Raw genomic sequence first — 22300 nt, forward strand, 5'->3', positions numbered from 1 at the left:
AATCAATGATAGAATGCGTGTTATTTGATCTGGACGGAACGATTGTGAATACGAATGAGCTGATTCTTAATTCATTCATGCATGCGCTGAAGGAGAATCATCTGCCGGTTCTGACCCGGGAACAGATCATTCCCCTGATGGGGACTACACTTCAGCAGCAGCTAGGCGCGTTCTCCGGCCTGGAGCTGAAGGATATAGAAGTGCTGGAACGGTCCTACCGTTCGTACAACAATGCGCATCATGATGAGCTGGTCCGCGCTTTTCCCCATGTGAATGAGACGATGGAGGAGCTGCAGCGCCGGGGAATCAAGCTTGGGGTGGTGACCACCAAGATCCGGCCTAACACATTGAAGTCGCTGGAGATGTTCGATCTGCTGAAATATATGGAGACGATTGTTACGGTGAATGATGTGACTCATCCGAAGCCGCATCCGGAGCCAGTGCTCACGGCAGTTGCCAATCTGGGTGTTGATCCGGCCAAGACACTGATGGTAGGCGACAGTGCTGTTGATATTCAGTCTGCGAAGGCAGCAGGTGTTCGTGTAGCCGCTGTGGCCTGGTCGCTTAAGGGTGAAGCTGTGCTGCGCACCTATGAACCGGATTACATCATCCAGGAGATGAAGGACTTGTACTCTATTGTAGAGCAGGAGACTATGCAACCGTGAGAAAGATAACCCGTTATCCCGTGGAGGGGCATAATGCGCTCTGGCATATTTACCGTACGGTCAGCCCATGGAAGGGTGTGCGCAATTTTATTTTTATCCAGATTGCCCGTTATTGCCCGATTCTGCCGCTCAAGAACTGGATTTACCGCCGGGTGCTCGGGATGAAGATAGGCAAGCACACTGCGTTTGGGCTTATGGCGATGGTGGATGTTTTTTTTCCGGAGAAGATCTCTATCGGGGAGAATACGGTTATCGGCTATAACACTACGATCCTGGCCCATGAGTATCTCATCAAGGAGTACCGGCTGGGTGAAGTTATTATCGGAGAGAATGTAATGATTGGGGCTAACACGACTATTCTCCCTGGGGTTACGATTGGGGATGGGGCTACGGTTGCCGCGGGATCGGTGGTTCACAAGGATGTTGCTGCTGGTTCGTTCGTCGGCGGGAATCCGCTCCGCGATCTGCGTAAACAGGAGGAATCATAATGGCTCAAAAGGAAAGAATACCACAGCTTGATATTTTTCGGGCAATCGCTATTTTTGCGGTGATCGCCATTCATGCCACTTCACGCACATTGGCTGAGACACTGGGCACTTCCATGTTCCCTCCGTTTCTGTTCATAAATAAGTTCAGCCAGTTTGCAGTGCCTTCCTTTATATTCTTAAGCGGGTTCGTCCTGTTTTACAATTATATTGACCGTCCGCTAGGCGGGAAGGTACTGGCCAAATTCTACAGCCGCAGGCTAATCTATATTATTGTGCCTTATCTTGTGTTTACGGTGCTTTATTTTGGACTCAAAATGACGGCCGGTCATACCTGGGGGATGCCTCTTCAGGAGATGGGCGGGAAGTTCTTCAAGTATCTATGGACGGGTACGGCGTATACGCATCTCTACTATATCATCATCATTATCCAGTTCTATCTGCTGTTCCCGCTGATACTCTGGTGCCTGCAGAAAGTGCGGCATCTCGCGGCCTGGGCACCAGTGATTGGACTTGCGTTACAGTGGGGCTTCGTGCTGCTTAACAAATATATGGTGAACCACGGGTATTGGCAGTTGTCCAAGGGGAGTCTGGCCATTACGTATTTCTCGTATTTCCTGCTTGGTGCGGCGATTGCGATCTACTACAGCTCTCTGAAAAAGTGGCTGGTTCCCTCCCGCGAAGGCTGGCGCTCAGGTAAAGGTATGGGCTGGATGGTACTGTGGCTGTTATGGGCCGCTGCCGGGGCTTACCATGTGGTATTGTGGTATAACAACTATACGAAGAAAACAGTAATCAACAGTCTGTGGTATGAAGGGTTCTCGAACCTGCATGCCTTGCTCTCTTGTCTGGTACTGTTCCAGCTGTCCTTCCTGCTGTACGGGGCAGGACGCAGCGTGCTGACCAGACTGCTGCTCTCGGCCGGGGCGTGCTCCTTCGGTATCTATCTGCTCCATCCGCTGCTGCTGTTCATGTACCGGAAGCTGCCGTTCCACGGCGGATCGCTGGCCTATACAGCAGCAATAGCGGGCGGCTGGCTGGTGGCCCTTCTGGGCTCCTGGCTGGTGGTTGCACTTGCCTTCCGTTATGTGAAGCCGGCCTGGATGGTGTTTGGCTCTGCACCGCAGAAGCCGGCAGCAGCGCCAAAGGCGACAGTGTAGACTTTGGCTTAGTTAATATATTGAAAGCGCCGGCTGGCCGCAGATGCGGCTGTCCGGCGCTTTGCTGTAAGCAGGCGTCTGAAGATTATGTTAGCTGGGCTGTTCCCCGGCTTGCTCGCGCTGGAAGTCGGCGATTGCCTGATACTGATCCTCCAGGCTGCGGTATACGGAGATGAAGATAGGCAGAAGCTGTTTGTAGGCTTTGGCGTGGGCAGTAACCGGCTCATGCCGGTGAGTGGAGCCAATCATGCTGTAGACAGCATCGAAGGAATCAATCCGCCGGATGGCGTATAATCCCAGGACGACTGCGCCGAGGCAAGAGCTCTCGAAGCTCTCCGGGACCACCACCTCCTGATCGAAAATATCCGCCATCATCTGCCGCCATAGCGCCGAGCGGGCGAAGCCGCCAGTTGCCAGGATTCTAACGGGCTCGCCGATGCATTCCTCCATGGCCAGTAATACGGTGTACATATTGAAGATGACACCTTCCAGTACCGCACGGATCATATGCTCCTTGCGGTGATTCATGCTTAGCCCGAAGAAGGAGCCGCGGGCATCGGGATTCCACAGTGGTGCGCGTTCTCCGGTCAGATACGGATGGAAGAGCAGTCCGTTACTGCCGGGCGGCACTTGCTCAGCGATCCTGGTTAATACTTCGTAGGGATCAATGCCCAGGCGCTTCGCGGTCTCTACTTCAGAGGCGGCGAACTCATCACGCACCCAGCGGAAGAGCATTCCTCCGTTATTCACAGGGCCGCCGATTACCCAATGCTTGTCTGTCAGGGCGTAGCAGAATATCCGTCCTTTGGGATCGGTCAGCGGATGGTCAACTACAGTACGGATGGCACCGCTTGTGCCTATCGTTGCAGCGATTACCCCCGGCTCCATGGCCCCTACGCCCAGGTTAGACAGAACGCCGTCACTGGCGCCTACTATAAATGGAGTGTCTGTGAGCAGACCAAGCTTTCCGGTAAGCTCTGGGAGCAGTCCCTGCAGGATATGAGTGGTCGGGACCGGACGGGATAGGCGCTCCGGAGTAACACCGGCAATCTGGAGCGCCTCCTCGTCCCAATCGAGCTTCTCCAGATTGAACATGCCGGTGGCAGAGGCGATGGAATGGTCAATTACATATTCGCCGAACAGCCGGAAGAAGATATATTCTTTGATAGAGATGAACTTGTAGGTCTGACGGAACAGCTCGGGCTGCTCCTCGCCCAGCCACATCAGCTTGGTGATTGGAGACATAGGGTGTATGGGCGTTCCTGTCCGCAGGTACAGCTCATGTCCGTTCAGTTCGTCCTTCAACCGCCGGGCACAGCGGCTGCTCCGGTTATCGGCCCAGGTAATGCAGGCGGTCAGCGGCTTACCCGCAGGATCTACAGCAATGACGCTATGCATAGCGGAGCTGAACGAGACCAGCAGAATGTCTTCAGGTGCGGCAAGGCTCTCCTGCATGACCGCTGCTATGGTATGAATTACGGCTTCCAGAATCTGCTCCGGGTCCTGTTCTGCGACAGAGGGGGAGGGCTGATGCAGCGGATAGCCCTGATTGCTCTGAGCGACAATCGTTCCGTTCTCCTTAAAGAGGACAGCCTTCGTGCTGGTGGTTCCAATATCAACGCCAATCATATAGGATGTACTCAAGCCGTCAGTCCTTCTTTCTGCTTCTGAATTAGATACCGGGAATACTTCATGGAGGAAATAAAGTACAATCATATTAACCTATTATATTCGCCGCTTATCCCGGTGGCAAAAGGAACTCTGGAATTCAAGCGAATTGTTGACGCAAAAGGATAGTCCGTGATACGATATTGCCACTACTTTACTTTGCTACCACTTTACCATGATAAAGCATTTAATGATACCCTTCAACATATCCGATGAGGTGAACAATGAAGATGGCCAAACCAAAGGGATTTGAAAAGCCTGCCGGCGTAAGAGATTATCTCCCGCGTGCGGTAACGAAGCTGCGCAAGATCGAGAAGGATGTACTTCACTGTATGAGCCGCTGGGGCTACCGGCAGATGATTACGCCTACTCTTGAATATTACGATACGGTCGGTGTAGCCAGCTCTACCTCCGATCAGAAGCTGTATAAATTGCTTAACAACCGTGGGCAGGCGCTGGTGTTGCGCTCAGAGATGACGGCACCTGTAGCCCGTGTGGTCTCCTCTCTATTGAAGGATGAGCCGCTGCCGCTGCGTCTGTCCTACCATGCCAACGTCTTCCGGGCGATTGAAGAAGAGGCCGGACGGGAGGCAGAATTTTTTCAGACCGGTGTGGAGCTTGTCGGTGATGATTCACCGGAGGCTGACGCGGAGGTAGTCGCGCTGGCGATTGCTTCCCTGCAGGCAGCGGGCGTAAAGTCTTTTAAAATTGCAATTGGACATGTCGGTTTCCTTGACGGCCTCTTCCAGGAGGCGGTATCGGGCTTGCCGCAGGCTCAAGAGGAGCTGAAGAGCCATCTGCTCAGCCGCGATTATGTAGCCTTCCGCGAGACGCTGCGGCGTCTTGAGCTATCCACTGCACAAAAGCAGGAGCTGGACGGACTGCTGCGGCTGCGCGGCGGGAAGGAGATCTGCGGACAGGCGCTGGAGCTGAGCAACCATCCGCTGGCGCGCGCGTCGATCGAGCATCTGTGCAAAGTATGGGAGGTACTGGTGGCTTATGGTGTCTCGCAGCATGTGCTGATTGATCTGACGATGATCGGTGATTTCTCTTACTATACAGGCATGACCTTCGAGGGGTACGCTTCCGAGCTGGGCTTCCCGGTATGCAGCGGCGGCCGGTATGACAACCTGCTGCAGCAATTCGGGCGTCCGATTCCCTCCACCGGCTTCTCTCTAAAGACCAACCGTATTTTGGATGGAGTCTCCGGGCTTCCGGAAGAGGAAGAGCTGCCGATTCTGGTCCAGTACGATGCACTGCGGCGCCAAGAGGGTTTTGCCGAAGCAGCGAGGCTGCGGTCGGAAGGGCATGTTGTGGTCACGCGGCTGGCGGCCGGTCCGGAGGAGCTGAAGACCGTGAAGCGGCTGGATGCGGATACTATTCAGGCAGAGGGCGAGCTGTACGGCGAGATCTACACCTTCGTGTCGTTTGTCAGCGAGCATGGGTGAACGGAGCAAAATTACGAAATGGAAACATGATGTCATATAGAAGCAGATGTTAAAGAAGCGGAAATACGAAACGGGGGCGGGTATTAATGGCACAGATTCTTAAGGTAGCCATGCCGAAAGGCCGGATTTATAATAAAGCGGCAGAGCTGTTCCGCCAGGCGGGACTGCCGATTCCTCCGGATGGAGAAGAGTCGCGCAAGCTGGTGATTTCATTGCCGGAGGCCGGAATGGAGTTCATCCTGGCGAAGCCGGTGGATGTGCCCACGTATGTAGAATATGGAGTGGCGGATATCGGGATTGTCGGCAAAGATGTACTGCTGGAGGAGAGCCGCGATGTGTACGAGCTGCTTGATCTCGGGATCGCCCGCTGCCGGATGTCGATTATCGGGCTTCCGAACTGGCAGCCGGGTATTCAGCAACGGGTAGCTACCAAGTACCCGAACGTGGCTTCGCGGTATTTCCGTGAGCAAGGCCAGCAGGTGGAGGTTGTGAAGCTGAACGGCTCCATCGAGCTGGCACCGCTGATCGGGCTGGCTGACCGGATCGTGGATATGGTTGAGACCGGCCAGACGCTGAAGGATAACGGTCTGGTGGAGATGAAGAGCATCTTCGAGATCACCAGCCGCCTGGTGGCGAACCGGGTGAGCTACCGGATGAAGAATGCGGAGATTCAGCAGCTGTGCGACCGGCTGCAGGCTGTGATTGCAGAACCGGGATTGCAGGTAAACTAATATAAGCAAAACTATAGAGCTCAAGGGGGAAGCGGCGGTGAAGATCCAGTCCAGTAAGGAATTTAAGCTGCAGCGTGAGGTGGAATACGGCACGCCGGAGCAGAACAAGGCCGTACGTGAAATCGTGGCCAATATCAAGCGGGAAGGCGACGCGGCGCTGCTCCGGTATACGGAGCGCTTCGATGGCGCTGTACTTACGCCAGCGCAGCTGCGCGTAACGCCGGAGGAGCTAGAGGCCGCCTATGGCCGGGTAGAGGAGTCCTTCGTGACGGCGATTCGCGCAGCAGCCGTGAATATTCGTGCGTTCCATGCGCGGCAGAAACGCAATTCCTGGATGGATCTGCAGCCTGACGGCACGATCCTCGGGCAGATCATCCGCCCGCTGAAGCGTGTGGGCGTCTATGTTCCCGGCGGCAAGGCGGCCTACCCGTCCTCGGTGCTGATGAACGTGATACCGGCACAGATCGCGGGGGTGCCGGAGATCGTGATGGTGACGCCGCCTTCGACGGGCGGCTCCGAAGGCATTGATCCTTATATTCTCGTGGCCGCCGCTGAAGCGGGCGTACACGAGATCTACCGCGTGGGCGGCGCGCAGGCGATCGCCGCCCTCGCCTTCGGCACGGAATCCATCGTGCCGGTCGATAAGATCTGCGGGCCAGGGAACATCTACGTGGCCCTGGCCAAGCGCGAGGTCTACGGCGCTGTCGACATCGACAGCATCGCCGGACCGAGCGAGATCGTCGTGCTCGCCGACGATACCGCCGAGGCCGCCTACATCGCGGCCGACCTGCTCTCGCAGGCCGAGCACGACGAGATGGCGTCGGCGATCCTCGTGACGCCGTCGCAGCGTCTCGCGGAGGCGGTGGCTGCCGAGGTCGAGCGGCAGCTGCAGGCATTGCCGCGCGAGGAAATCGCGCGGGCCTCGGTAGAGAACTACGGCGCGATTATCGTCGTAGACTCGCTTGAGGAGGGCATCTCCGTGGTGAACCGGCTGGCGCCGGAGCATCTGGAGATTGTGGTGAACGACCCGATGGGGCTGACCGGCGCAATTGAGAACGCCGGGGCGATCTTCCTCGGGCCGTACAGCTCGGAGCCGGTCGGTGACTACTTCGCCGGACCGAACCATATTATACCGACGAATGGCACAGCACGGTTCTCCTCCCCTGTAGATGTGGACGACTTCATCAAGAAGTCCAGCCTGATCTATTACAGCAAGGAAGCGCTGCTGCGGGACGGGGCGGCGATTATGGAGCTTGCCCGGCGCGAGGGCCTGGAAGGCCATGCACGCGCCATCGAAATCCGGCTTACGAACGAAGCGAAAGGTGGAGGCACAAATGGAGAACAATAACAACGATTCGGCGCTGCGTAAGGCCGGACTTAGCCGTACAACCAATGAAACGGACATTAAGCTAACCTTTGCCGTGGACGGCAGCGGGGTCTCCGAACTGGAGACCGATGTGCCGTTCCTGAATCATATGCTGGATCTGTTCACGAAGCATGGACAGTTTGACCTCTCTGTGCAGGCACGGGGAGATATCGAGATTGATGATCACCATACGGTGGAGGATATCGGCATCTGTCTCGGACAGGCTCTGCGGGAAGCGCTTGGCGATAAAAAAGGTATCAAGCGGTACGCCAGTGTCTTCGTCCCTATGGATGAGGCGCTTGCCCAGGTAGTGATCGACATCAGCAACCGGCCGCATTTTGAATACCGGGCAGCGTATCCTTCCCAGCAGGTAGGCAGCTTCTCCACAGAGCTGGTACATGAATTCCTGTGGAAGTTCGCGCTGGAGGCGAGAATAACGCTGCATGTCATCGTTCATTACGGCACCAATACCCATCACATGATTGAAGCGGTCTTCAAGGCGCTGGGACGGGCACTGGACGAAGCGACGATCGTAGATCCCCGGGTGAAGGGCGTGCCTTCAACGAAGGGAGTGCTGTAGTTATGGCCGTTGCAATCGTCGATTACGGCATGGGCAACCTGCACAGTGTCAGCAAGGCCGTAGAGCGGCTGGGGTATACGAGTCTTGTAACCTCGGATGCCGCTGAGATCTTGGCGGCAGACAGTGTTATACTGCCGGGAGTCGGTGCCTTTGGCGATGCGATGGAGCACTTACGGGAGAGCGGAATGGACGATGTCGTCCGGGCCGCAGCGTCAGCGGGCCAGCCGGTGCTGGGCATCTGCCTCGGAATGCAGCTGCTGTTCAGCAGCAGCGAGGAGCATGGCGAGCATAAGGGGCTGGAGCTTCTGCCCGGCGCAGTGGTGCGCTTCGCCCCCCGGGACGGCTATAAGGTGCCGCATATGGGCTGGAACAAGCTGAGCTTCCGCCAGCCGGAGAGTCCGCTGCTGGACGGCCTTTCAGAGAGCCATGTATACTTCGTGCACTCCTATCATGCACTCGCGGCAGACGGCGATCTGCTGGCCGTCACAGACTATGGACATCCCGTAACGGCTATCGTGGGGCGTGATAATGTCTACGGCATGCAGTTCCACCCGGAGAAGAGCGGGGAGCTTGGCATGAAGCTGCTGGGTAATTTCCTGAGGCTCCAGGCACAGCAGGCGTAGCCTGCCTGAATCACTAATTTGCAATGAAAGCGGGGAGTATTCATGTCTTCTTTTATCCTATATCCGGCGATTGATATCCGGGACGGCAAGTGTGTCCGGCTGCAGCAGGGTGATTATGCCCAAGAGACGATCTATAACGACAATCCGGTAGAGGTGGCTAAGTCGTGGGAAGAGCAAGGCGGGCAGTATATCCATCTGGTGGATCTGGACGGAGCCAAAGCAGGCTGCCCTGTGAATGATGCCATCATTGGAGCTATTGCTAAGCATGCGAATGTTCCTGTACAGGTCGGCGGCGGTCTCCGTACACTTGCCGATGTCGAGAAGCTGCTGAACCTCGGCGTCAGCCGGGTGATTATCGGGACGGCAGCCATTAATGATCAGACTTTTACAGAAGCGGTTCTTGCCAAATACGGCGACAAAGTTGCCATCGGTATCGATGCGCGTAACGGCTACGTGGCAACCCACGGCTGGCTTAATACCTCGGAGGTGCGCGCGGAAGACCTGGCTAAAGAGCTGGCTGCCAAGGGCGCTGAGACTTTCATCTATACCGATATCTCCCGCGACGGGATGATGCAGGGGCCGAACGTGGAAGGCATTCTGTCTATGGCCAAGGCAAGCGGCCGCAGCGTAATCGCCTCCGGCGGCGTGACCAGTCTTAATGATCTGCAGCGCCTGAACTTACATAGCGGCAGCGGGATCGGCGGGGCGATTGTGGGCAAGGCGCTGTATACCGGCAATATTAATCTGGCTGAAGCGCTGCAGACCCTGGGCCAATCCTCCGGATTGCGGTAAGTCTATACTAAGGAGGGGTCTTGGCATGTTGGCGAAACGGATTATTCCCTGTCTGGATGTGAAGGACGGGCGTGTGGTAAAAGGTGTGAATTTTGTGAATCTGCGCGATGCCGGAGATCCGGTGGAGCTTGCGGCGCTGTACGACCGCGAGGGAGCGGATGAGCTGGTATTCCTCGATATTTCCGCTTCTGTGGAAGGCAGGGCGACCATGATTGAAGTGGTGCGGCAGACGGCAGGTGAGATTGCCATTCCCTTCACGGTGGGCGGCGGAATCTCGACCCCTGATGATATGAAGCGGATTCTGCGTGCCGGAGCGGACAAGATCGGCATCAACACAGCCGCTGTAAATAACCCCCAGCTGATTCTGGAAGGGGCCCGTCACTTCGGCTCCCAATGCATTGTTGTGGCGATGGATGCCAAATATAATGAGGCTTGGGGCGAATGGGAAGTGTATACGCACGGTGGACGTACGCCCACGGGTATCCGGGCCTTGAACTGGGCCAAGGAAGCTGAGCGGCTGGGAGCCGGGGAGATTCTGCTTACGAGTATGGATGCGGACGGGACCAAGGACGGCTTCGACCTGAAGCTGACGGCGGCGGTCAGCGACCTGCTGAGTATTCCTGTCATTGCTTCCGGCGGGGCCGGGAAAATTGAGCATTTCTATGATGTATTTACGGAAGGCCGGGCAGATGCCGGACTTGCGGCAACCATTTTTCACTATAAAGAGATTGCTATTCATGATCTGAAGGCTGATCTGAAGCAAAGAGGAGTAGAGATCCGATGAGCGAGGACAAGAAGGATATCGCACTAAGCCAGCAGGAGGCAGTGTCCGGCATCCGCTGGAATGAAGCAGGCCTGCTGCCTGCTGTCATTCAGGATGCACGCACGCTGGAGGTATTAATGTTCGCCTATATGAACCCTGAATCGCTGCAGCGCTCACTTACGAGCGGCCAGACCTGGTTCTGGAGCCGTTCGCGCAGCGAGCTGTGGCATAAGGGGGGAACGTCCGGCAATACCCAGGCGATCACCTCGATCCATTACGATTGTGACAGCGATACGCTGCTGGTGAAGGTAGTGCCGGAGGGTCCGGCCTGCCATACCGGGGAGAACAGCTGCTTCTTCCGCGAGATTCCGCTAGATTCACCGGCAACCGTAACGGAGACTGCCGGGGCTGCCGTGAATGCTGCTGAAGCAGAGAGCGGCCGGTTTGCGGTACTCGGTGAGCTGGAGCGTGTCATTGCTGAGCGTGAGGTGAACCGTCCGGAGGGAGCGTATACCACCTATCTGTTTGACAAGGGCGTGGACAAGATCCTGAAGAAGGTCGGTGAGGAAGCCTCCGAGACGATCATTGCCGCCAAAAACAAAGATAATGCCGAGCTGCGCCTGGAAGTTAGCGATCTGATCTATCACCTGCTCGTGCTGCTGCAGGAGCGCAAGCTTCCGCTGGATGAGATTCTGGAAGAGCTAAGCGCCCGCCATGAACGGCCGCGGCGCGATTAGGAGGAGCTTTCAGCATGCACATCGATTATCATACCCATCATGAACGCTGCGGCCATGCGGTCGGGAAGCTGGAGGAGTATGTGCAGCGGGGCATCGCTCTGGGGCTTGAGCAGCTCGGGCTGTCGGATCATCTGCCGCTAATCCATGTCGATCCGGACCACTACTATCCCGAGATGGCTATGCCTCTTGCGGAGCTTCCGCGATATGTGGAGGAATGCCTGACGCTGAAGGAACGCTACCGGGGCAAGATTGAGCTGCGGGTCGGGCTGGAGGCGGATTATATTGAGGGATATGAGGAACAGATCCGCGAGCTTTTGGCACCTTATCCATGGGATTACCTGATTGGTTCGGTGCATTTCCTGGGAGAATGGGATATTACCGACCACCGGCAGACCCATGGCTGGGAAGGCCAGGATGTAATGGCGGTATACCGCCGTTATTATGATGCTGTACAGAAGTCGGCGTTATCGGGATTATATGATATTATAGGACATATGGACGTCATCAAAAGGTTCGGTTACGGCCCCCGGACGCCGGAGGGCCTGGCCGAGGCCAGAGCGCTTGAGCTGGATACGCTGAAGGTCATCGCCCGCAGCGGAATCGCCATGGAGCTGAATGCTTCCGGGCTGACCAAGCCTTGCGCCGAGATGTTCCCGGCAGAGCATGTGCTCGTCCAGGCGCTTGCGCTGGGCATTCCGCTCACGGTTGGTTCTGATGCGCATGATCCCATGAAGCTGGGAGACGGCTTACCAGAGGCCCGGGACATGCTCTGGCGCACCGGCTTCCGCGAACTGGCCGTCTTTGAAGGACGCCGCCGTACCAATGTGCCGTTAGCATTATAAATTATAATCCCAGGAGGGTACTATGCATCATCAATTACGGATTTTTTCCGGTTCGTCGAATCCGAAGCTTGCCGCTGATATTGCGGAGCGCCTTGGTGCTCCGCTTGGCCAGATCAAGCTGACCCGTTTCAAAAGCGGCGAGATTTATGTGCATTATGAAGAGAGCATCCGGAACTGCGACGTATTTTTGGTGCAATCCCTGGCTCATCCGATTAACGAGCTGTTTGTAGAGCTGCTGGTCATGATTGATGCCGCCAAGCGTGCATCGGCCAGAACGGTGAATATTATCGTTCCTTATTACGGGTACGCCCGGCAGGAGCGCAAATCTGCACCGCGTGAGCCGATCTCGGCCAAAATGGTAGCGGATGTGCTGACCACCGCCGGTGCAACGCGCGTAATTACCATTGATCTGCATGCCGCAGCCATACAGGGATTCTTCAATATTCCGGTCGATCATCTGACCGCACTTGATCTGATCAGCGGTTATCTGAAGGTGAAGGGTCTTACTGATCTGGTCGTGGTCTCCCCGGATGCGGGACGCGCATCCATGGCGGAGAAGCTGGCCAGCCGTCTGGATTCGCCGTTCGCTATCATGATCAAGAAGCGTCCGGCTCATAATGAATCGGTGATCACCCATGTCATTGGTGATGTGGAAGGCAGGACGCCGATCATTATCGAGGATCTTATTGATACGGGAACGACTATCGTCAATGTGGTGGAGGGCCTGAAGGAGCGGGGTGCGCGGAACAGCATCGTCTGTGCTACACACGGACTGTTCTCCGGAGATGCGCTTGCGCGGATGGACCATCCCAATATCGACGAGATTGTCATTACCGATTCCATTGCCCTGCCGGACGAGCATTCCAGCAGATTCGCAGTGCTTTCGGTAGCCCCCATGCTGGCTGAAGCCACGCGTATTATCATCGAGGGCGGTTCCATAGATAAGCTGTTTAGAGACGCAGGGATTTAACTCCCGCGTCTTTTTTTTGTGAATGAGATGACGATAACCAATCCTTCTATTTCTCGCTGAAACGGGTGCCGTCCCTGAAAGGACAGCAAAGCCGTTTCCACTTGAGCTTTTCCCTCCCGTCAGCACTCTCTTGAGATTGAGAATCTCGTTGCCACATGTGGTATACTGTGTGAAGAAGACAGCCGAGACCATAAATGGAAACGATCAGGTAAGGTGTAAGGCTAGGGAAGCTGACAAAAGGGAGGTGCCTTGCTTCCATGATTGAGAGAACTTCAGAGAATGTCGCGGAGAACAGTAATATCATTCCGGTCACTCTGGATGCCAATTTTTTCTTTGAAAGAGCCGTTCGGTCGCTGGACCGCTTTCAATATGATAAGGCATTAAGAAATTTTCGCAAAGCTGTTGAATATGAGCCGGATAATCCGGTGAATCATTGCAATATGGCGGGTATATTATCTGAGATGGGCAATTATACCGCATCTAACGAGATTCTTATCCATGTTTTGGAGAAGATCGACCCCGCTATGACGGAATGCCATTTCTATATGGCTAATAACTTCGCTAATATGGAAAGCTTTGAAGAGGCGGAGCGTTCGCTGGTCATTTACTTGGAAGAGGATGCAGACGGCGAGTTCATGACCGAATCCGAAGAACTGATGGAGCTCCTGCAATATGAGCTGAATCGGCCTGCTCCGCTGGTGCGTATCCGCAGCCGTGAGGGAGTTGTAGAGCATGACCGGGCGCGCAGTCTGCTGGAGGAGGGCAAGTTTCCTCAGGCTGTAGAGCTGCTGGAGGAGATCACTGCGAGCACTCCGGATTTTTTGGCTGCGCATAATAATCTGGCACTTGCCCATTTCTATATGGGCCGGTTTGCCAAGGCGAAGGAATGTCTGAATGAGGTGCTGAAGCAGGACCCCGGCAATCTGCACGCTCTGTGCAATATGGCCATCTTCCTGCAGTATGCAGGGGACAAGGAGCAGCTTGAGACGCTGCTGGGGATGCTTGAAGCAACGGTGCCGTTCCATCAGGAGCATGTATTCAAAATGGCTACAACCATGGGTATCCTGGGCCGGCATACCGCCGCTTACAGCCATTTCCGCCGTCTGCTGAAGGATGAGGAGGTCGCCGGAGACGCCGGCCTGTATCATTACTGTGCGGCGGCGGCAAGCAATAGCGGAAGACATGATGAGGCGCTGCGCTACTGGAGACAGGCAGCCAAGCTGGACCCTGCTTCCGCTGTCCCGGCGTTCTTCCTGTCCCAGCTCCAGCAGGTCCGGGCAGAAGGCCATCCGATGCCTACTGTCAGCTATAATTATCAGCTGCCCTTCCAGGAGCAGCTGAAGCAGTGGAAGGGCAATACAGGCAGGTTCACTGAAGAAGTGCGGAATAATCCGCTGCTGCGCGCCTCGTTCTTCTGGGCGCTGCGCTACGGCGATTCCGCTACGAAGCTCCAGGTGACCGAGGCGCTTCGCTGGATTGAGGACGAGGAGATGTCCGAGGTGCTGCGCGGAGTTCTGGAGCAGGAGCCGCTGCAGGAGGACCGCCTGCAGGAGGCAGCATTGTTCAGCCTCCAGCGGCTGATCGGGGAGAACCTGAATGAAGCCGGCAGCTCGCCGGGTGAAGAGCAGGAGCCTGTGGCTGCTCCCGGACCCAAGGGGATACTGCCCGGAACCGGCGGCTTAACGCCGTCCACTACCCGTATTTGAAGCCATTGTTGTTCTAAGACACACACCACTTGTAAGGAGGCCAATGTAATGTACAAAACGATTGTAATCGGAACAGGCCCGGCCGGGCTGACTGCCGCGATTTATCTGGCGCGTGCGAACCTGAGCCCGCTGGTAATTGAAGGCTTGCAGCCGGGAGGACAGCTGACAACGACGACAGAAGTGGAGAACTTTCCAGGCTTCCCTGAAGGGATTCTGGGTCCTGACCTGATGGACAATATGCGCAAGCAGGCGGAACGCTTCGGCGCTGAATTCAAGAACGGCTGGGTGGAGTCGGTGGACTTCTCACAGCGCCCGTTCAAGGTAACCGTGGACGGGATGGGTGTACTGGAAGCAGAGTCGGTTATTATTTCAACCGGGGCTTCTGCAAGATATCTGGGCATCCCGGGCGAGCAGGAGAATGTGGGACGCGGGGTCAGCACCTGTGCGACCTGTGACGGCTTCTTTTTCCGTAATAAAAAGATTGTCGTCGTCGGCGGCGGAGACTCCGCCATGGAGGAAGCCAGCTTCCTGACCCGCTTTGCGTCCAGCGTAACGCTGGTTCACCGCCGTCCCGAGCTGCGTGCCTCGAAGATCATGCAGGACCGGGCGCGTGATAACAGCAAGGTAACCTGGGCTTTGAACCGCACCCCGGTGGAAGTAGCGGTAGGGGAGACCGGAGTGAAGGGTCTTACGGTGCTTAATAATGAGACAGGTCTGACAGAGCTGGTAGAGGCAGACGGTGTGTTCGTAGCCATTGGACACACGCCGAACACAGCCTTCTTGGGCGGGCAGATCAATACGGATGCTAATGGCTATATCGTGGTGAACCCGGGTACTACCGAGACCAATATCCCTGGTGTATTCGCCTGCGGCGATGTGCAGGATACCCGTTACCGTCAAGCGATATCAGCAGCGGGAACCGGCTGTATGGCCGCCATGGATGCCGAGAAGTTCCTGGAAGGCACGATGGTGCACGACTGGAGCGAATCGCTGGACAAATAACGGGTTTACAAGAATTACCCGCACAGGTAAAATGTATTTAATTAGATAAGATACCCACTAGGGGAGCCTGAATAGGCTGAGACGGGAAAATTGAATTTCCGGACCCTTGAACCTGATCTGGATTATACCAGCGTAGGAAAGTGGAGTCGGACTTTTTTTGAATACAGTCTTATTTGGCTGTTCCTTTAATAAAGCCGCTCCAGGTGGAGCGGCTTTTTGATTTGTAAGAATCTATAGATTCTTCAGCTCAGTCTGCTGCGTGAAATCTTATCTGACAAGCTCATTAGAGCCAATAGGAGGAGATTAGAATGCCAGAAATAATGAAGAACGGCGAGGTGGATCTGTCCGGATTCCCCGCCAGCCGTAAAGTGTATGTGGAGGGCTCACGCACGGATATCCGGGTTCCGATGCGGGAGATCAGCCTCAGCAGAACCGAAGGCGTTGCCGGGGAAGAGGAGAATGCTCCGCTGCGTGTCTATGACACAAGCGGTATTTATACGGATGCCGCGGAGGAGACGGACATTCGGAGAGGGCTGCCGCCGCACCGTTCAAGCTGGATCGCGGAGCGTGGTGATTCGGAGGAATACACCGGAAGGGCGGTCCGGCCGGAGGATAACGGAATCCGCAGAGAAGGGGCAGCTGCGGAAGCTTGTCCAGGACTGAGCAGGAATCCCCGGCGGGCCTATGCAGGCGGTAATGTGACCCAGCTGCATTATGCAAGGCAAGGGAGCATCACACCGGAAATGGAGTATATTGCGATCCGTGAGAATACCCGGCCGGAGTTCGTAAGGGATGAGGTGGCTGCGGGCCGTGCTATTATTCCGGCCAATATCAATCACCCGGAGAGCGAGCCGATGATTATCGGCCGTAACTTCCTGGTGAAGATCAATGCGAACATCGGAAATTCTGCGGTCACTTCTTCTATAGAAGAGGAAGTGGAGAAGATGCGCTGGGCAACCCGCTGGGGGGCTGACACCATTATGGATCTCTCCACCGGCTCCAAGATCCATACCACCCGGGAGTGGATTATCCGCAATTCTCCTGTGCCGGTCGGTACAGTGCCCTTATACCAGGCGCTGGAGAAGGTGAACGGCATTGCCGAGAACTTAACCTGGGAGCTCTACCGTGACACCCTGATTGAACAGGCAGAGCAGGGGGTGGATTACTTTACTATTCATGCAGGGGTGCTGCGGCGCTATATTCCGCTCACTGCCCGGAGAATGACCGGTATCGTCTCCCGGGGCGGATCGATTATGGCGGCCTGGTGCCTGGCCCATCAGCAGGAGAACTTCCTGTACACACACTTCGAAGACATATGTGAGATTATGAAGACATATGATGTGGCCTTCTCACTGGGGGATGGCCTGCGTCCCGGCTCTATCGCCGATGCCAATGACGAAGCTCAGTTCGCCGAGCTGGAGACGCTGGGAGAACTGACGCTACTAGCCTGGAAGCACGATGTTCAGGTCATGGTCGAAGGTCCGGGGCATGTGCCGCTGCACAAGATTAAGGAGAATATGGACAAGCAGCTTGAGATTTGCCGGGAGGCTCCTTTCTATACGCTCGGGCCGCTGACTACAGATATTGCACCCGGCTATGATCACATCACTTCAGCCATCGGAGCAGCGATGATCGGGGGGCTCGGAACAGCGATGCTGTGCTATGTTACCCCAAAGGAGCATTTAGGCCTGCCTGACAAGAATGATGTGCGCGAAGGCGTCATTACCTATAAAATTGCTGCACATGCCGCAGACCTCGCCAAGGGGCATCCGGGAGCGCAGGACCGGGACAATGCGCTGTCCAAGGCGCGGTTCGAGTTCCGCTGGCGCGACCAGTTCCATCTCTCCCTGGACCCGGAAAGGGCGCTTGCGTATCATGACGAGACCCTTCCGGCGGAGGGGGCGAAGCAGGCGCATTTCTGTTCGATGTGCGGACCTAAGTTCTGCAGCATGCGGATTTCGCATGATATCCGTAATTCCCATAGGGTGGAGAAAATCACTGTAACTTAGCTGCTAATACAGCGGAATCATAATATTCTTAGGCTATCCCCCAAGCTGAGCGGCTTGCGGGGATAGTCTTTTTACAGTTAGTGATTACAATCACAATCCACCCCCGTACCCTATGCTAAGCTGTTACCTGAGAAGGATTCTCATTAGTGAGGTGTGCAAAAGAATGAGCAAACCGTTGAAGCTGGATGAATCGGTCTTTGAGCTGGTAACCAGGCACCCGGAAGTGGTTGAGATCATGGTGGAGCTGGGGTTCCGTGATATTGCGAAGCCTGGAATGCTGCAGACTGCAGGACGATTCATGACCCTGTCCAAAGGAATGAAATTAAAGAAAATAGAGCTGGAAACTGTTCGGCTGGCCTTTCAGCAGCATGGTTTCGAGATTATAGAATAGAAGGGGAGATTACGATGAGCGAACTGATTAATAACCGCGAGGTCGATATTCCGGAACAGACGCGCCGCCAGGCTATGCTGAGAGAAATCATCAAGGAGCTTCATGCAGGCAAAAGTGTGGAAGAGGTCAAGGCGCGTTTTGAAGAGGCGGTAGGTGATGTGACGGTCGCGGAAATCTCCGCCATGGAGCACTCTCTGATGACTGAGGAAGGGATTCCGGTAGAGGAGGTACAGCGCCTCTGCTCTGTGCATACCGCCATCTTCAAAGGCTCGATTGAGCAGATTCACCGGTCCGCGAAGCCTGAGGAGCAGCCGGGCCACCCTGTGCACACCTTCAAGCTGGAGAACCGGGAGATCGAGCGGCTGGTCAACTTCCGGCTCGCGCTGCACAAGGATAAGTTCAAGAAGAACGCTAGCGATGAGATCATCTATAAGCTGCTGGAGGACTTAAGCCTGCTGCTGGATCTCGACAAGCACTACAGCCGCAAGGAGAATCTGCTGTTCCCTTACCTGGAGAAGTACGGTATCTACGGCCCTACCAAAGTGATGTGGGGGGTTGATGACGGCATCCGCAGCATGATTAAGGAAGCCAAGAAGGTACTAAGCAGCTTCAACGGGGAGACGGAGCAGATTGCCGCCTCGCTGGAGGAGATCATCCAGGAAGTCAACGAGATGATCTTCAAGGAAGAGAATATTCTGCTCCCGATGGCGCTGGATAAGCTGACTGAGGATGAGTGGGTCCGGATCGCCCGCGAGAGTGATGAGATCGGCTTCTGCCTGGCCGCACCGGAGCAGGTGTGGGTACCGGAACGTGCGGCTGAACCGGAAGGTGCAGAGGTGCCGGCGGCAGAGGGAGAAGGACTGTCCCCGCAAGGCTTCATCCGGTTTGAGACCGGGCTGCTCTCGCTCCACCAGCTCGAGACGCTGATGAATCATCTGCCGGTGGATCTCACCTTTATCGATGAGAACGATGTCGTCCGCTACTTCTCGCATGGCAAGGAACGGATCTTCGCCCGGACGAAGGCGGTCATCGGCCGCACGGTGCAGAACTGCCATCCGCCGCAAAGCGTGCATGTCGTGGAGAAGCTGCTGGCTGACTTCAAGGCCGGGGTGAAGGATGCCGAGGACTTCTGGATCAACATCAAGGATAAATTCATCTATATCCGTTATTTCGCCGTGCGGGATGCAGACGGCCGTTATATGGGGACACTGGAATTCACTCAGAATATCGCACCGATCCGTGCCCTTGAGGGCCAGAAGCGGATTTTGTCGGAATAGCATATTTATTATAGAAGAAACATTTGGACTTTCACGCGGGTAGCGGCGCCTGAGAGTCTTTTTGCTACGCCGTGACCCGGGTGTATCGCCTTTCCTTGACCGCAGGGGAGGCTTCTATTATAGTGGGTACGTAGGATTAACTATTTTAGCATAGAAAAAGGTGGCTTGTAACATGTCTGAACATATCTACGTTGGCGTGGATTTAGGTGGTACCACGATTAAGGTTGGAATCTGTAATGCCGAGGGAAGCCTGCTGCACACTTACGAAGGTCCGACAGGGACTGCGGATGGCGTTGATGCTGTCATCGATAATATCGAGAAGTATGTACGCCAGATAGTGGAGGACTCTCCGTACTCCTGGGACCAGCTGGCTGGTGTGGGTGCGGGACTGGCCGGATTTACGAATATTCGTGAAGGTATCATCATCCTTGCGCCCAACATAGGATTTAGAGATGTGCCGATCCGCTCCATTCTGGAGGGTCGTCTGAACAAGCCAGTCAAAATAGACAATGATGCCAACGTGGCAGCACTGGGTGAAGCCTGGAGCGGGGCAGGGCGCGGCATAGAGAATTGCGTCTGCTATACGCTCGGCACGGGTGTCGGCGGCGGTATTATTATTAATGGTAAAGTGTATCAGGGCTTTGCCGGCCTGGCCGGTGAGCTGGGACATATCTCCGTGGTGCCCGATCTGGAAGCGATCCAGTGCGGCTGCGGGAACATGGGCTGTTTGGAAACCGTTTCCTCAGCGACAGGCATTATCCGTATGGCCAACGATGCTGTAGCACGCGGTGACCGGACCTCCCTGTCTACCGTTGAAAAAATCGCTGCGAAGGAAGTATTCGATGCCGCTAAGGCAGGCGATGAGGCTGCGCTGCGGATTGTGAACCGGGCGGCCTTCTACCTGGGCAAATCGATGGCTTCCGTCGCAGCGGTTCTGAACCCTGAAGTATTTATCGTCGGGGGCGGAGTCTCCAAAGCAGGAGATATTCTGTTCGATGAAGTCCGCCGGGTGTTCGCTAAGCTGGCACCAGCCCCTCTGCAGACCGGTGTTACGATTGTACCTGCAGCACTTGGCAATGACGCCGGTATTATTGGTGCGGCAGGTCTGCTCCTGCGTTCTTAAAAGACCGGAATTATTCATATACTAAACATAGGGAGGGATGCTGTAATGACCGACCTCGAGCAAACCCTGCCCGCCCATGCCACCCTGATTATCATTACAGGCATGTCGGGTGCGGGCAAGACGATTGCCGTGCAGAGCCTGGAGGATCTGGGATTCTTCTGCGTGGATAATCTTCCGCCTGTGCTCATCCCGAAATTCGCAGAGCTGATTGAGCAGTCCAAGGGTAAAATCGCGAAGGTGGCGCTGGTCATCGACCTCAGGGGGCGGGAATTCTTCACCGCCCTGTCGGAGTCTTTGGCCTACATCAAGGACGAGTCAACGATCGGGTGTGAGATCCTTTTCCTGGACGCCACAGATTCAGTGCTTGTACAGCGTTACAAGGAGAGCCGGAGGCATCATCCGCTTGCTCCCAAGGGCATGCCGCTGGACGGCATCCGCATGGAGCGCCAGATGCTGGAGGAGCTGAAGAACTCAGCTACCCTGTGTCTGGATACCAGCAGCATGAAGCCGGTCCAGCTCAAAGAAAAAATAGTGTCACGCTTCTCCCATCTGGGGAAAAGCACCCTCTCGGTTAACATTACTTCTTTTGGATTCAAGTATGGGATTCCGATTGATGCTGACTTGGTGTTCGACGTCCGCTTCTTGCCTAATCCGCATTATGTGGACCAGCTGCGGCCCAAGACAGGCCAAGACAACGAGGTGTACGACTACGTAATGAAATGGCCTGAAACGCAAGAATTCCTGACCAAGCTGCTAGATATGCTTCAATTCCTTATTCCGCAATACCGCAAGGAAGGCAAATCACAGATTATTATCGGTATCGGCTGTACGGGCGGCAAACACCGTTCGGTAGCCATCTCCGAATATCTGGGCAAAATGCTGGGGGTTAGCGAGACGGAGCTGGTAGCAGTCAGCCATAGGGACTCCGAACGTGACCGGCATTGATGAGAGAAGGGATAATTAGTGGCTGAAGAACAAGGACAGCGTCCGAAGATTGTCGTAATGGGCGGCGGAACCGGACTCTCCGTAATGCTACGGGGGTTGAAAGAGAAGCCGCTGGATATCACGGCGATCGTAACTGTCGCAGATGACGGGGGAAGCTCCGGGATTCTGCGCAGTGAGCTGCAGATGCCGCCGCCCGGAGATATCCGCAACGTACTTACAGCTATGGCTGACGTTGAGCCTCTGATGGCGCAGATTATGAAGTACCGCTTCAGCAGCGGAGAAGGCTTAGCCGGACATAGCCTGGGCAATCTGATTCTGGCTGCACTGACCGATATCTCGGGGGACTTCGTTACAGCAGTCCGGGAGCTGAGCCGTCTGTTCGCCGTTCGCGGCCGGGTGCTGCCTGCGGCCGGAGAAGCGGTAATCCTGCATGCCGAGATGGCGGACGGGACGCTGATTACCGGAGAGTCCAAAATCCCGGAGGCAGGCGGCGTCATTAAGCGCGTGTTCCTGGAGCCTGTGGATGTAGAGCCGCTGCCGGAGGCGCTGGAGGCCATCCGCAACGCAGATGCTATTCTGCTTGGTCCGGGCAGTCTGTATACCAGCATTTTGCCGAATCTGCTGGTGCCTAAGCTGGCGGAAGCCGTGGTGGCTTCAGAGGCCATTAAGATTTTTGTATGCAATGTAATGACTCAGCCGGGTGAGACGGATAATTACACAGTAAATGACCATCTACAGGCCGTATATGACCATATCGGGCTGCATCTGTTCGATTATGTAATCGTCAATGACGGGGAGATCCCGGAGCAGGTGCAGATCAAATACGCCGAGAAGGGCGCCCGTCCGGTACAGCTTGACCGTGAGGCTGTAGACGGCAACGGGTATAAGGTGATTGCCGACAAGCTGGTATTATTTAAAACCTATTTGCGGCATGATACAGATAAGCTCAGTCACCATATTTTCCAGCTGGTGAAGGATTGGATTGACAGAAAGAGTTAAATGAAAGAGGTGAGCCCC

At 55.4% G+C, this 22300-nt stretch carries 22 protein-coding genes and 1 riboswitch; of the genes, 21 read left to right on the plus strand and 1 reads right to left on the minus strand.

The features are described 5' to 3' along the window. Positions 1 to 5: 5 nt before the first annotated feature. The 3 genes from ppaX to NSS83_RS20535 are packed head-to-tail and all read left to right on the plus strand — an operon-like array spanning position 6 to position 2310. Positions 6 to 665 carry a pyrophosphatase PpaX gene (ppaX, locus tag NSS83_RS20525; RefSeq protein ID WP_341183104.1) on the plus strand — a complete coding sequence of 220 codons (660 nt, stop codon included), beginning with the start codon at positions 6 to 8 and terminating at the stop codon, positions 663 to 665. Next, on the plus strand, positions 662 to 1153 hold the full coding sequence (locus tag NSS83_RS20530) for an acyltransferase (RefSeq protein WP_341183103.1): 492 nt from the start codon (positions 662 to 664) through the stop codon (positions 1151 to 1153). The genes ppaX and NSS83_RS20530 overlap by 4 nt, the downstream gene beginning before the upstream one ends. After that, positions 1153 to 2310 carry an acyltransferase family protein gene (locus NSS83_RS20535; protein ID WP_341183102.1) on the plus strand — a complete coding sequence of 386 codons (1158 nt, stop codon included), beginning with the start codon at positions 1153 to 1155 and terminating at the stop codon, positions 2308 to 2310. The genes NSS83_RS20530 and NSS83_RS20535 overlap by 1 nt, the downstream gene beginning before the upstream one ends. A 90-nt stretch (positions 2311 to 2400) precedes the next feature. Here NSS83_RS20535 and gntK read toward each other — a convergent pair whose 3' ends face one another. Beyond that, the gene (gene gntK / locus NSS83_RS20540; protein ID WP_341183101.1) at positions 2401 to 3954 is read right to left on the minus strand and encodes a gluconokinase; all 1554 of its coding nucleotides are present in this window, start codon (positions 3952 to 3954) and stop codon (positions 2401 to 2403) included. Between the two features lie 254 nt (positions 3955 to 4208). On the opposite strand from gntK, the gene NSS83_RS20545 reads away from it, so the two are divergent. The 18 genes from NSS83_RS20545 (at position 4209) to NSS83_RS20630 (ending at position 22282) form a co-directional block, all read left to right on the plus strand. Continuing rightward, a complete protein-coding gene (locus NSS83_RS20545; RefSeq protein WP_341183100.1) occupies positions 4209 to 5426 on the plus strand; it encodes an ATP phosphoribosyltransferase regulatory subunit in 1218 nt (405 codons plus the stop codon). A gap of 86 nt (positions 5427 to 5512) precedes the next feature. Further along, positions 5513 to 6157, plus strand: coding sequence for an ATP phosphoribosyltransferase (hisG, locus tag NSS83_RS20550; protein ID WP_341183099.1), 645 nt, complete (start codon positions 5513 to 5515; stop codon positions 6155 to 6157). Between the two features lie 37 nt (positions 6158 to 6194). After that, a complete protein-coding gene (gene hisD, locus NSS83_RS20555; RefSeq protein ID WP_341346363.1) occupies positions 6195 to 7505 on the plus strand; it encodes a histidinol dehydrogenase in 1311 nt (436 codons plus the stop codon). Then, positions 7492 to 8103, plus strand: a complete 612-nt coding sequence (hisB, locus tag NSS83_RS20560) for an imidazoleglycerol-phosphate dehydratase HisB (RefSeq protein ID WP_341346364.1) — start codon at positions 7492 to 7494, stop codon at positions 8101 to 8103. The genes hisD and hisB overlap by 14 nt, the downstream gene beginning before the upstream one ends. Positions 8104 to 8105: 2 nt before the next feature. Then, positions 8106 to 8726 carry an imidazole glycerol phosphate synthase subunit HisH gene (hisH, locus tag NSS83_RS20565; RefSeq protein ID WP_341183096.1) on the plus strand — a complete coding sequence of 207 codons (621 nt, stop codon included), beginning with the start codon at positions 8106 to 8108 and terminating at the stop codon, positions 8724 to 8726. Positions 8727 to 8768: 42 nt separating this feature from the next. Then, on the plus strand, positions 8769 to 9518 hold the full coding sequence (hisA, locus tag NSS83_RS20570; RefSeq protein WP_341183095.1) for a 1-(5-phosphoribosyl)-5-[(5-phosphoribosylamino)methylideneamino]imidazole-4-carboxamide isomerase: 750 nt from the start codon (positions 8769 to 8771) through the stop codon (positions 9516 to 9518). A gap of 25 nt (positions 9519 to 9543) precedes the next feature. Beyond that, positions 9544 to 10302 carry an imidazole glycerol phosphate synthase subunit HisF gene (hisF, locus tag NSS83_RS20575; protein ID WP_341183094.1) on the plus strand — a complete coding sequence of 253 codons (759 nt, stop codon included), beginning with the start codon at positions 9544 to 9546 and terminating at the stop codon, positions 10300 to 10302. Continuing rightward, the gene (gene hisIE, locus NSS83_RS20580; protein ID WP_341183093.1) at positions 10299 to 11018 is read left to right on the plus strand and encodes a bifunctional phosphoribosyl-AMP cyclohydrolase/phosphoribosyl-ATP diphosphatase HisIE; all 720 of its coding nucleotides are present in this window, start codon (positions 10299 to 10301) and stop codon (positions 11016 to 11018) included. Before hisF ends, hisIE begins: the two co-directional genes overlap by 4 nt. 14 nt (positions 11019 to 11032) lie before the next feature. After that, the gene (gene hisJ / locus NSS83_RS20585; protein ID WP_341183092.1) at positions 11033 to 11860 is read left to right on the plus strand and encodes a histidinol-phosphatase HisJ; all 828 of its coding nucleotides are present in this window, start codon (positions 11033 to 11035) and stop codon (positions 11858 to 11860) included. A gap of 22 nt (positions 11861 to 11882) precedes the next feature. Then, the gene (locus tag NSS83_RS20590; protein WP_036690058.1) at positions 11883 to 12830 is read left to right on the plus strand and encodes a ribose-phosphate pyrophosphokinase; all 948 of its coding nucleotides are present in this window, start codon (positions 11883 to 11885) and stop codon (positions 12828 to 12830) included. A gap of 257 nt (positions 12831 to 13087) precedes the next feature. Further along, on the plus strand, positions 13088 to 14536 hold the full coding sequence (locus NSS83_RS20595) for a tetratricopeptide repeat protein (protein ID WP_341346365.1): 1449 nt from the start codon (positions 13088 to 13090) through the stop codon (positions 14534 to 14536). A 48-nt stretch (positions 14537 to 14584) separates the two neighbouring features. Beyond that, entirely contained in the window at positions 14585 to 15538 is a 954-nt protein-coding gene (gene trxB, locus NSS83_RS20600) for a thioredoxin-disulfide reductase (RefSeq protein ID WP_341346366.1), read from the plus strand. Between the two features lie 49 nt (positions 15539 to 15587). Next, positions 15588 to 15694: riboswitch (TPP riboswitch) on the plus strand. A gap of 152 nt (positions 15695 to 15846) precedes the next feature. Then, complete coding sequence (gene thiC / locus NSS83_RS20605; protein WP_341346367.1) at positions 15847 to 17547, plus strand: phosphomethylpyrimidine synthase ThiC; 1701 nt, start codon at positions 15847 to 15849, stop codon at positions 17545 to 17547. Positions 17548 to 17710: 163 nt separating this feature from the next. Further along, positions 17711 to 17938, plus strand: a complete 228-nt coding sequence (locus NSS83_RS20610; RefSeq protein ID WP_341183089.1) for a DUF1858 domain-containing protein — start codon at positions 17711 to 17713, stop codon at positions 17936 to 17938. 14 nt (positions 17939 to 17952) lie between these two features. Continuing rightward, positions 17953 to 19215 (plus strand): DUF438 domain-containing protein, encoded by a 1263-nt coding sequence (locus tag NSS83_RS20615; RefSeq protein WP_341346368.1) that lies wholly within the window; start codon positions 17953 to 17955, stop codon positions 19213 to 19215. Positions 19216 to 19387: 172 nt separating this feature from the next. Beyond that, positions 19388 to 20338: an ROK family glucokinase gene (locus NSS83_RS20620; RefSeq protein WP_036690067.1), complete on the plus strand. Its 951-nt coding sequence runs from the start codon at positions 19388 to 19390 to the stop codon at positions 20336 to 20338. A gap of 45 nt (positions 20339 to 20383) precedes the next feature. Continuing rightward, positions 20384 to 21283 (plus strand): RNase adapter RapZ, encoded by a 900-nt coding sequence (rapZ, locus tag NSS83_RS20625; protein ID WP_341183087.1) that lies wholly within the window; start codon positions 20384 to 20386, stop codon positions 21281 to 21283. A gap of 57 nt (positions 21284 to 21340) precedes the next feature. Then, positions 21341 to 22282 carry a YvcK family protein gene (locus NSS83_RS20630; RefSeq protein WP_200869550.1) on the plus strand — a complete coding sequence of 314 codons (942 nt, stop codon included), beginning with the start codon at positions 21341 to 21343 and terminating at the stop codon, positions 22280 to 22282. Positions 22283 to 22300: the final 18 nt, after the last annotated feature.

The sequence above is a fragment of the Paenibacillus sp. FSL H3-0469 genome (genome assembly GCF_038051945.1).
Taxonomy (GTDB): Bacteria; Bacillota; Bacilli; order Paenibacillales; family Paenibacillaceae; genus Paenibacillus_AQ.

Bases quoted from the DNA above. Each gene is read 5' to 3' on its own strand.
- thiC (WP_341346367.1), top strand. From the start codon at position 15,847: ATGCCAGAAATAATGAAGAACGGCGAGGTGGATCTGTCCGGATTCCCC.
- NSS83_RS20615 (WP_341346368.1), top strand. From the start codon at position 17,953: ATGAGCGAACTGATTAATAACCGCGAGGTCGATATTCCGGAACAGACG.
- NSS83_RS20535 (WP_341183102.1), top strand. From the start codon at position 1,153: ATGGCTCAAAAGGAAAGAATACCACAGCTTGATATTTTTCGGGCAATC.
- trxB (WP_341346366.1), top strand. From the start codon at position 14,585: ATGTACAAAACGATTGTAATCGGAACAGGCCCGGCCGGGCTGACTGCC.
- hisB (WP_341346364.1), top strand. From the start codon at position 7,492: ATGGAGAACAATAACAACGATTCGGCGCTGCGTAAGGCCGGACTTAGC.
- NSS83_RS20595 (WP_341346365.1), top strand. From the start codon at position 13,088: ATGATTGAGAGAACTTCAGAGAATGTCGCGGAGAACAGTAATATCATT.
- hisH (WP_341183096.1), top strand. From the start codon at position 8,106: ATGGCCGTTGCAATCGTCGATTACGGCATGGGCAACCTGCACAGTGTC.
- NSS83_RS20630 (WP_200869550.1), top strand. From the start codon at position 21,341: ATGGGCGGCGGAACCGGACTCTCCGTAATGCTACGGGGGTTGAAAGAG.
- NSS83_RS20545 (WP_341183100.1), top strand. From the start codon at position 4,209: ATGGCCAAACCAAAGGGATTTGAAAAGCCTGCCGGCGTAAGAGATTAT.
- hisF (WP_341183094.1), top strand. From the start codon at position 9,544: ATGTTGGCGAAACGGATTATTCCCTGTCTGGATGTGAAGGACGGGCGT.
- ppaX (WP_341183104.1), top strand. From the start codon at position 6: ATGATAGAATGCGTGTTATTTGATCTGGACGGAACGATTGTGAATACG.
- NSS83_RS20620 (WP_036690067.1), top strand. From the start codon at position 19,388: ATGTCTGAACATATCTACGTTGGCGTGGATTTAGGTGGTACCACGATT.
- hisJ (WP_341183092.1), top strand. From the start codon at position 11,033: ATGCACATCGATTATCATACCCATCATGAACGCTGCGGCCATGCGGTC.
- hisG (WP_341183099.1), top strand. From the start codon at position 5,513: ATGGCACAGATTCTTAAGGTAGCCATGCCGAAAGGCCGGATTTATAAT.
- NSS83_RS20590 (WP_036690058.1), top strand. From the start codon at position 11,883: ATGCATCATCAATTACGGATTTTTTCCGGTTCGTCGAATCCGAAGCTT.
- rapZ (WP_341183087.1), top strand. From the start codon at position 20,384: ATGACCGACCTCGAGCAAACCCTGCCCGCCCATGCCACCCTGATTATC.
- hisIE (WP_341183093.1), top strand. From the start codon at position 10,299: ATGAGCGAGGACAAGAAGGATATCGCACTAAGCCAGCAGGAGGCAGTG.
- hisA (WP_341183095.1), top strand. From the start codon at position 8,769: ATGTCTTCTTTTATCCTATATCCGGCGATTGATATCCGGGACGGCAAG.
- NSS83_RS20610 (WP_341183089.1), top strand. From the start codon at position 17,711: ATGAGCAAACCGTTGAAGCTGGATGAATCGGTCTTTGAGCTGGTAACC.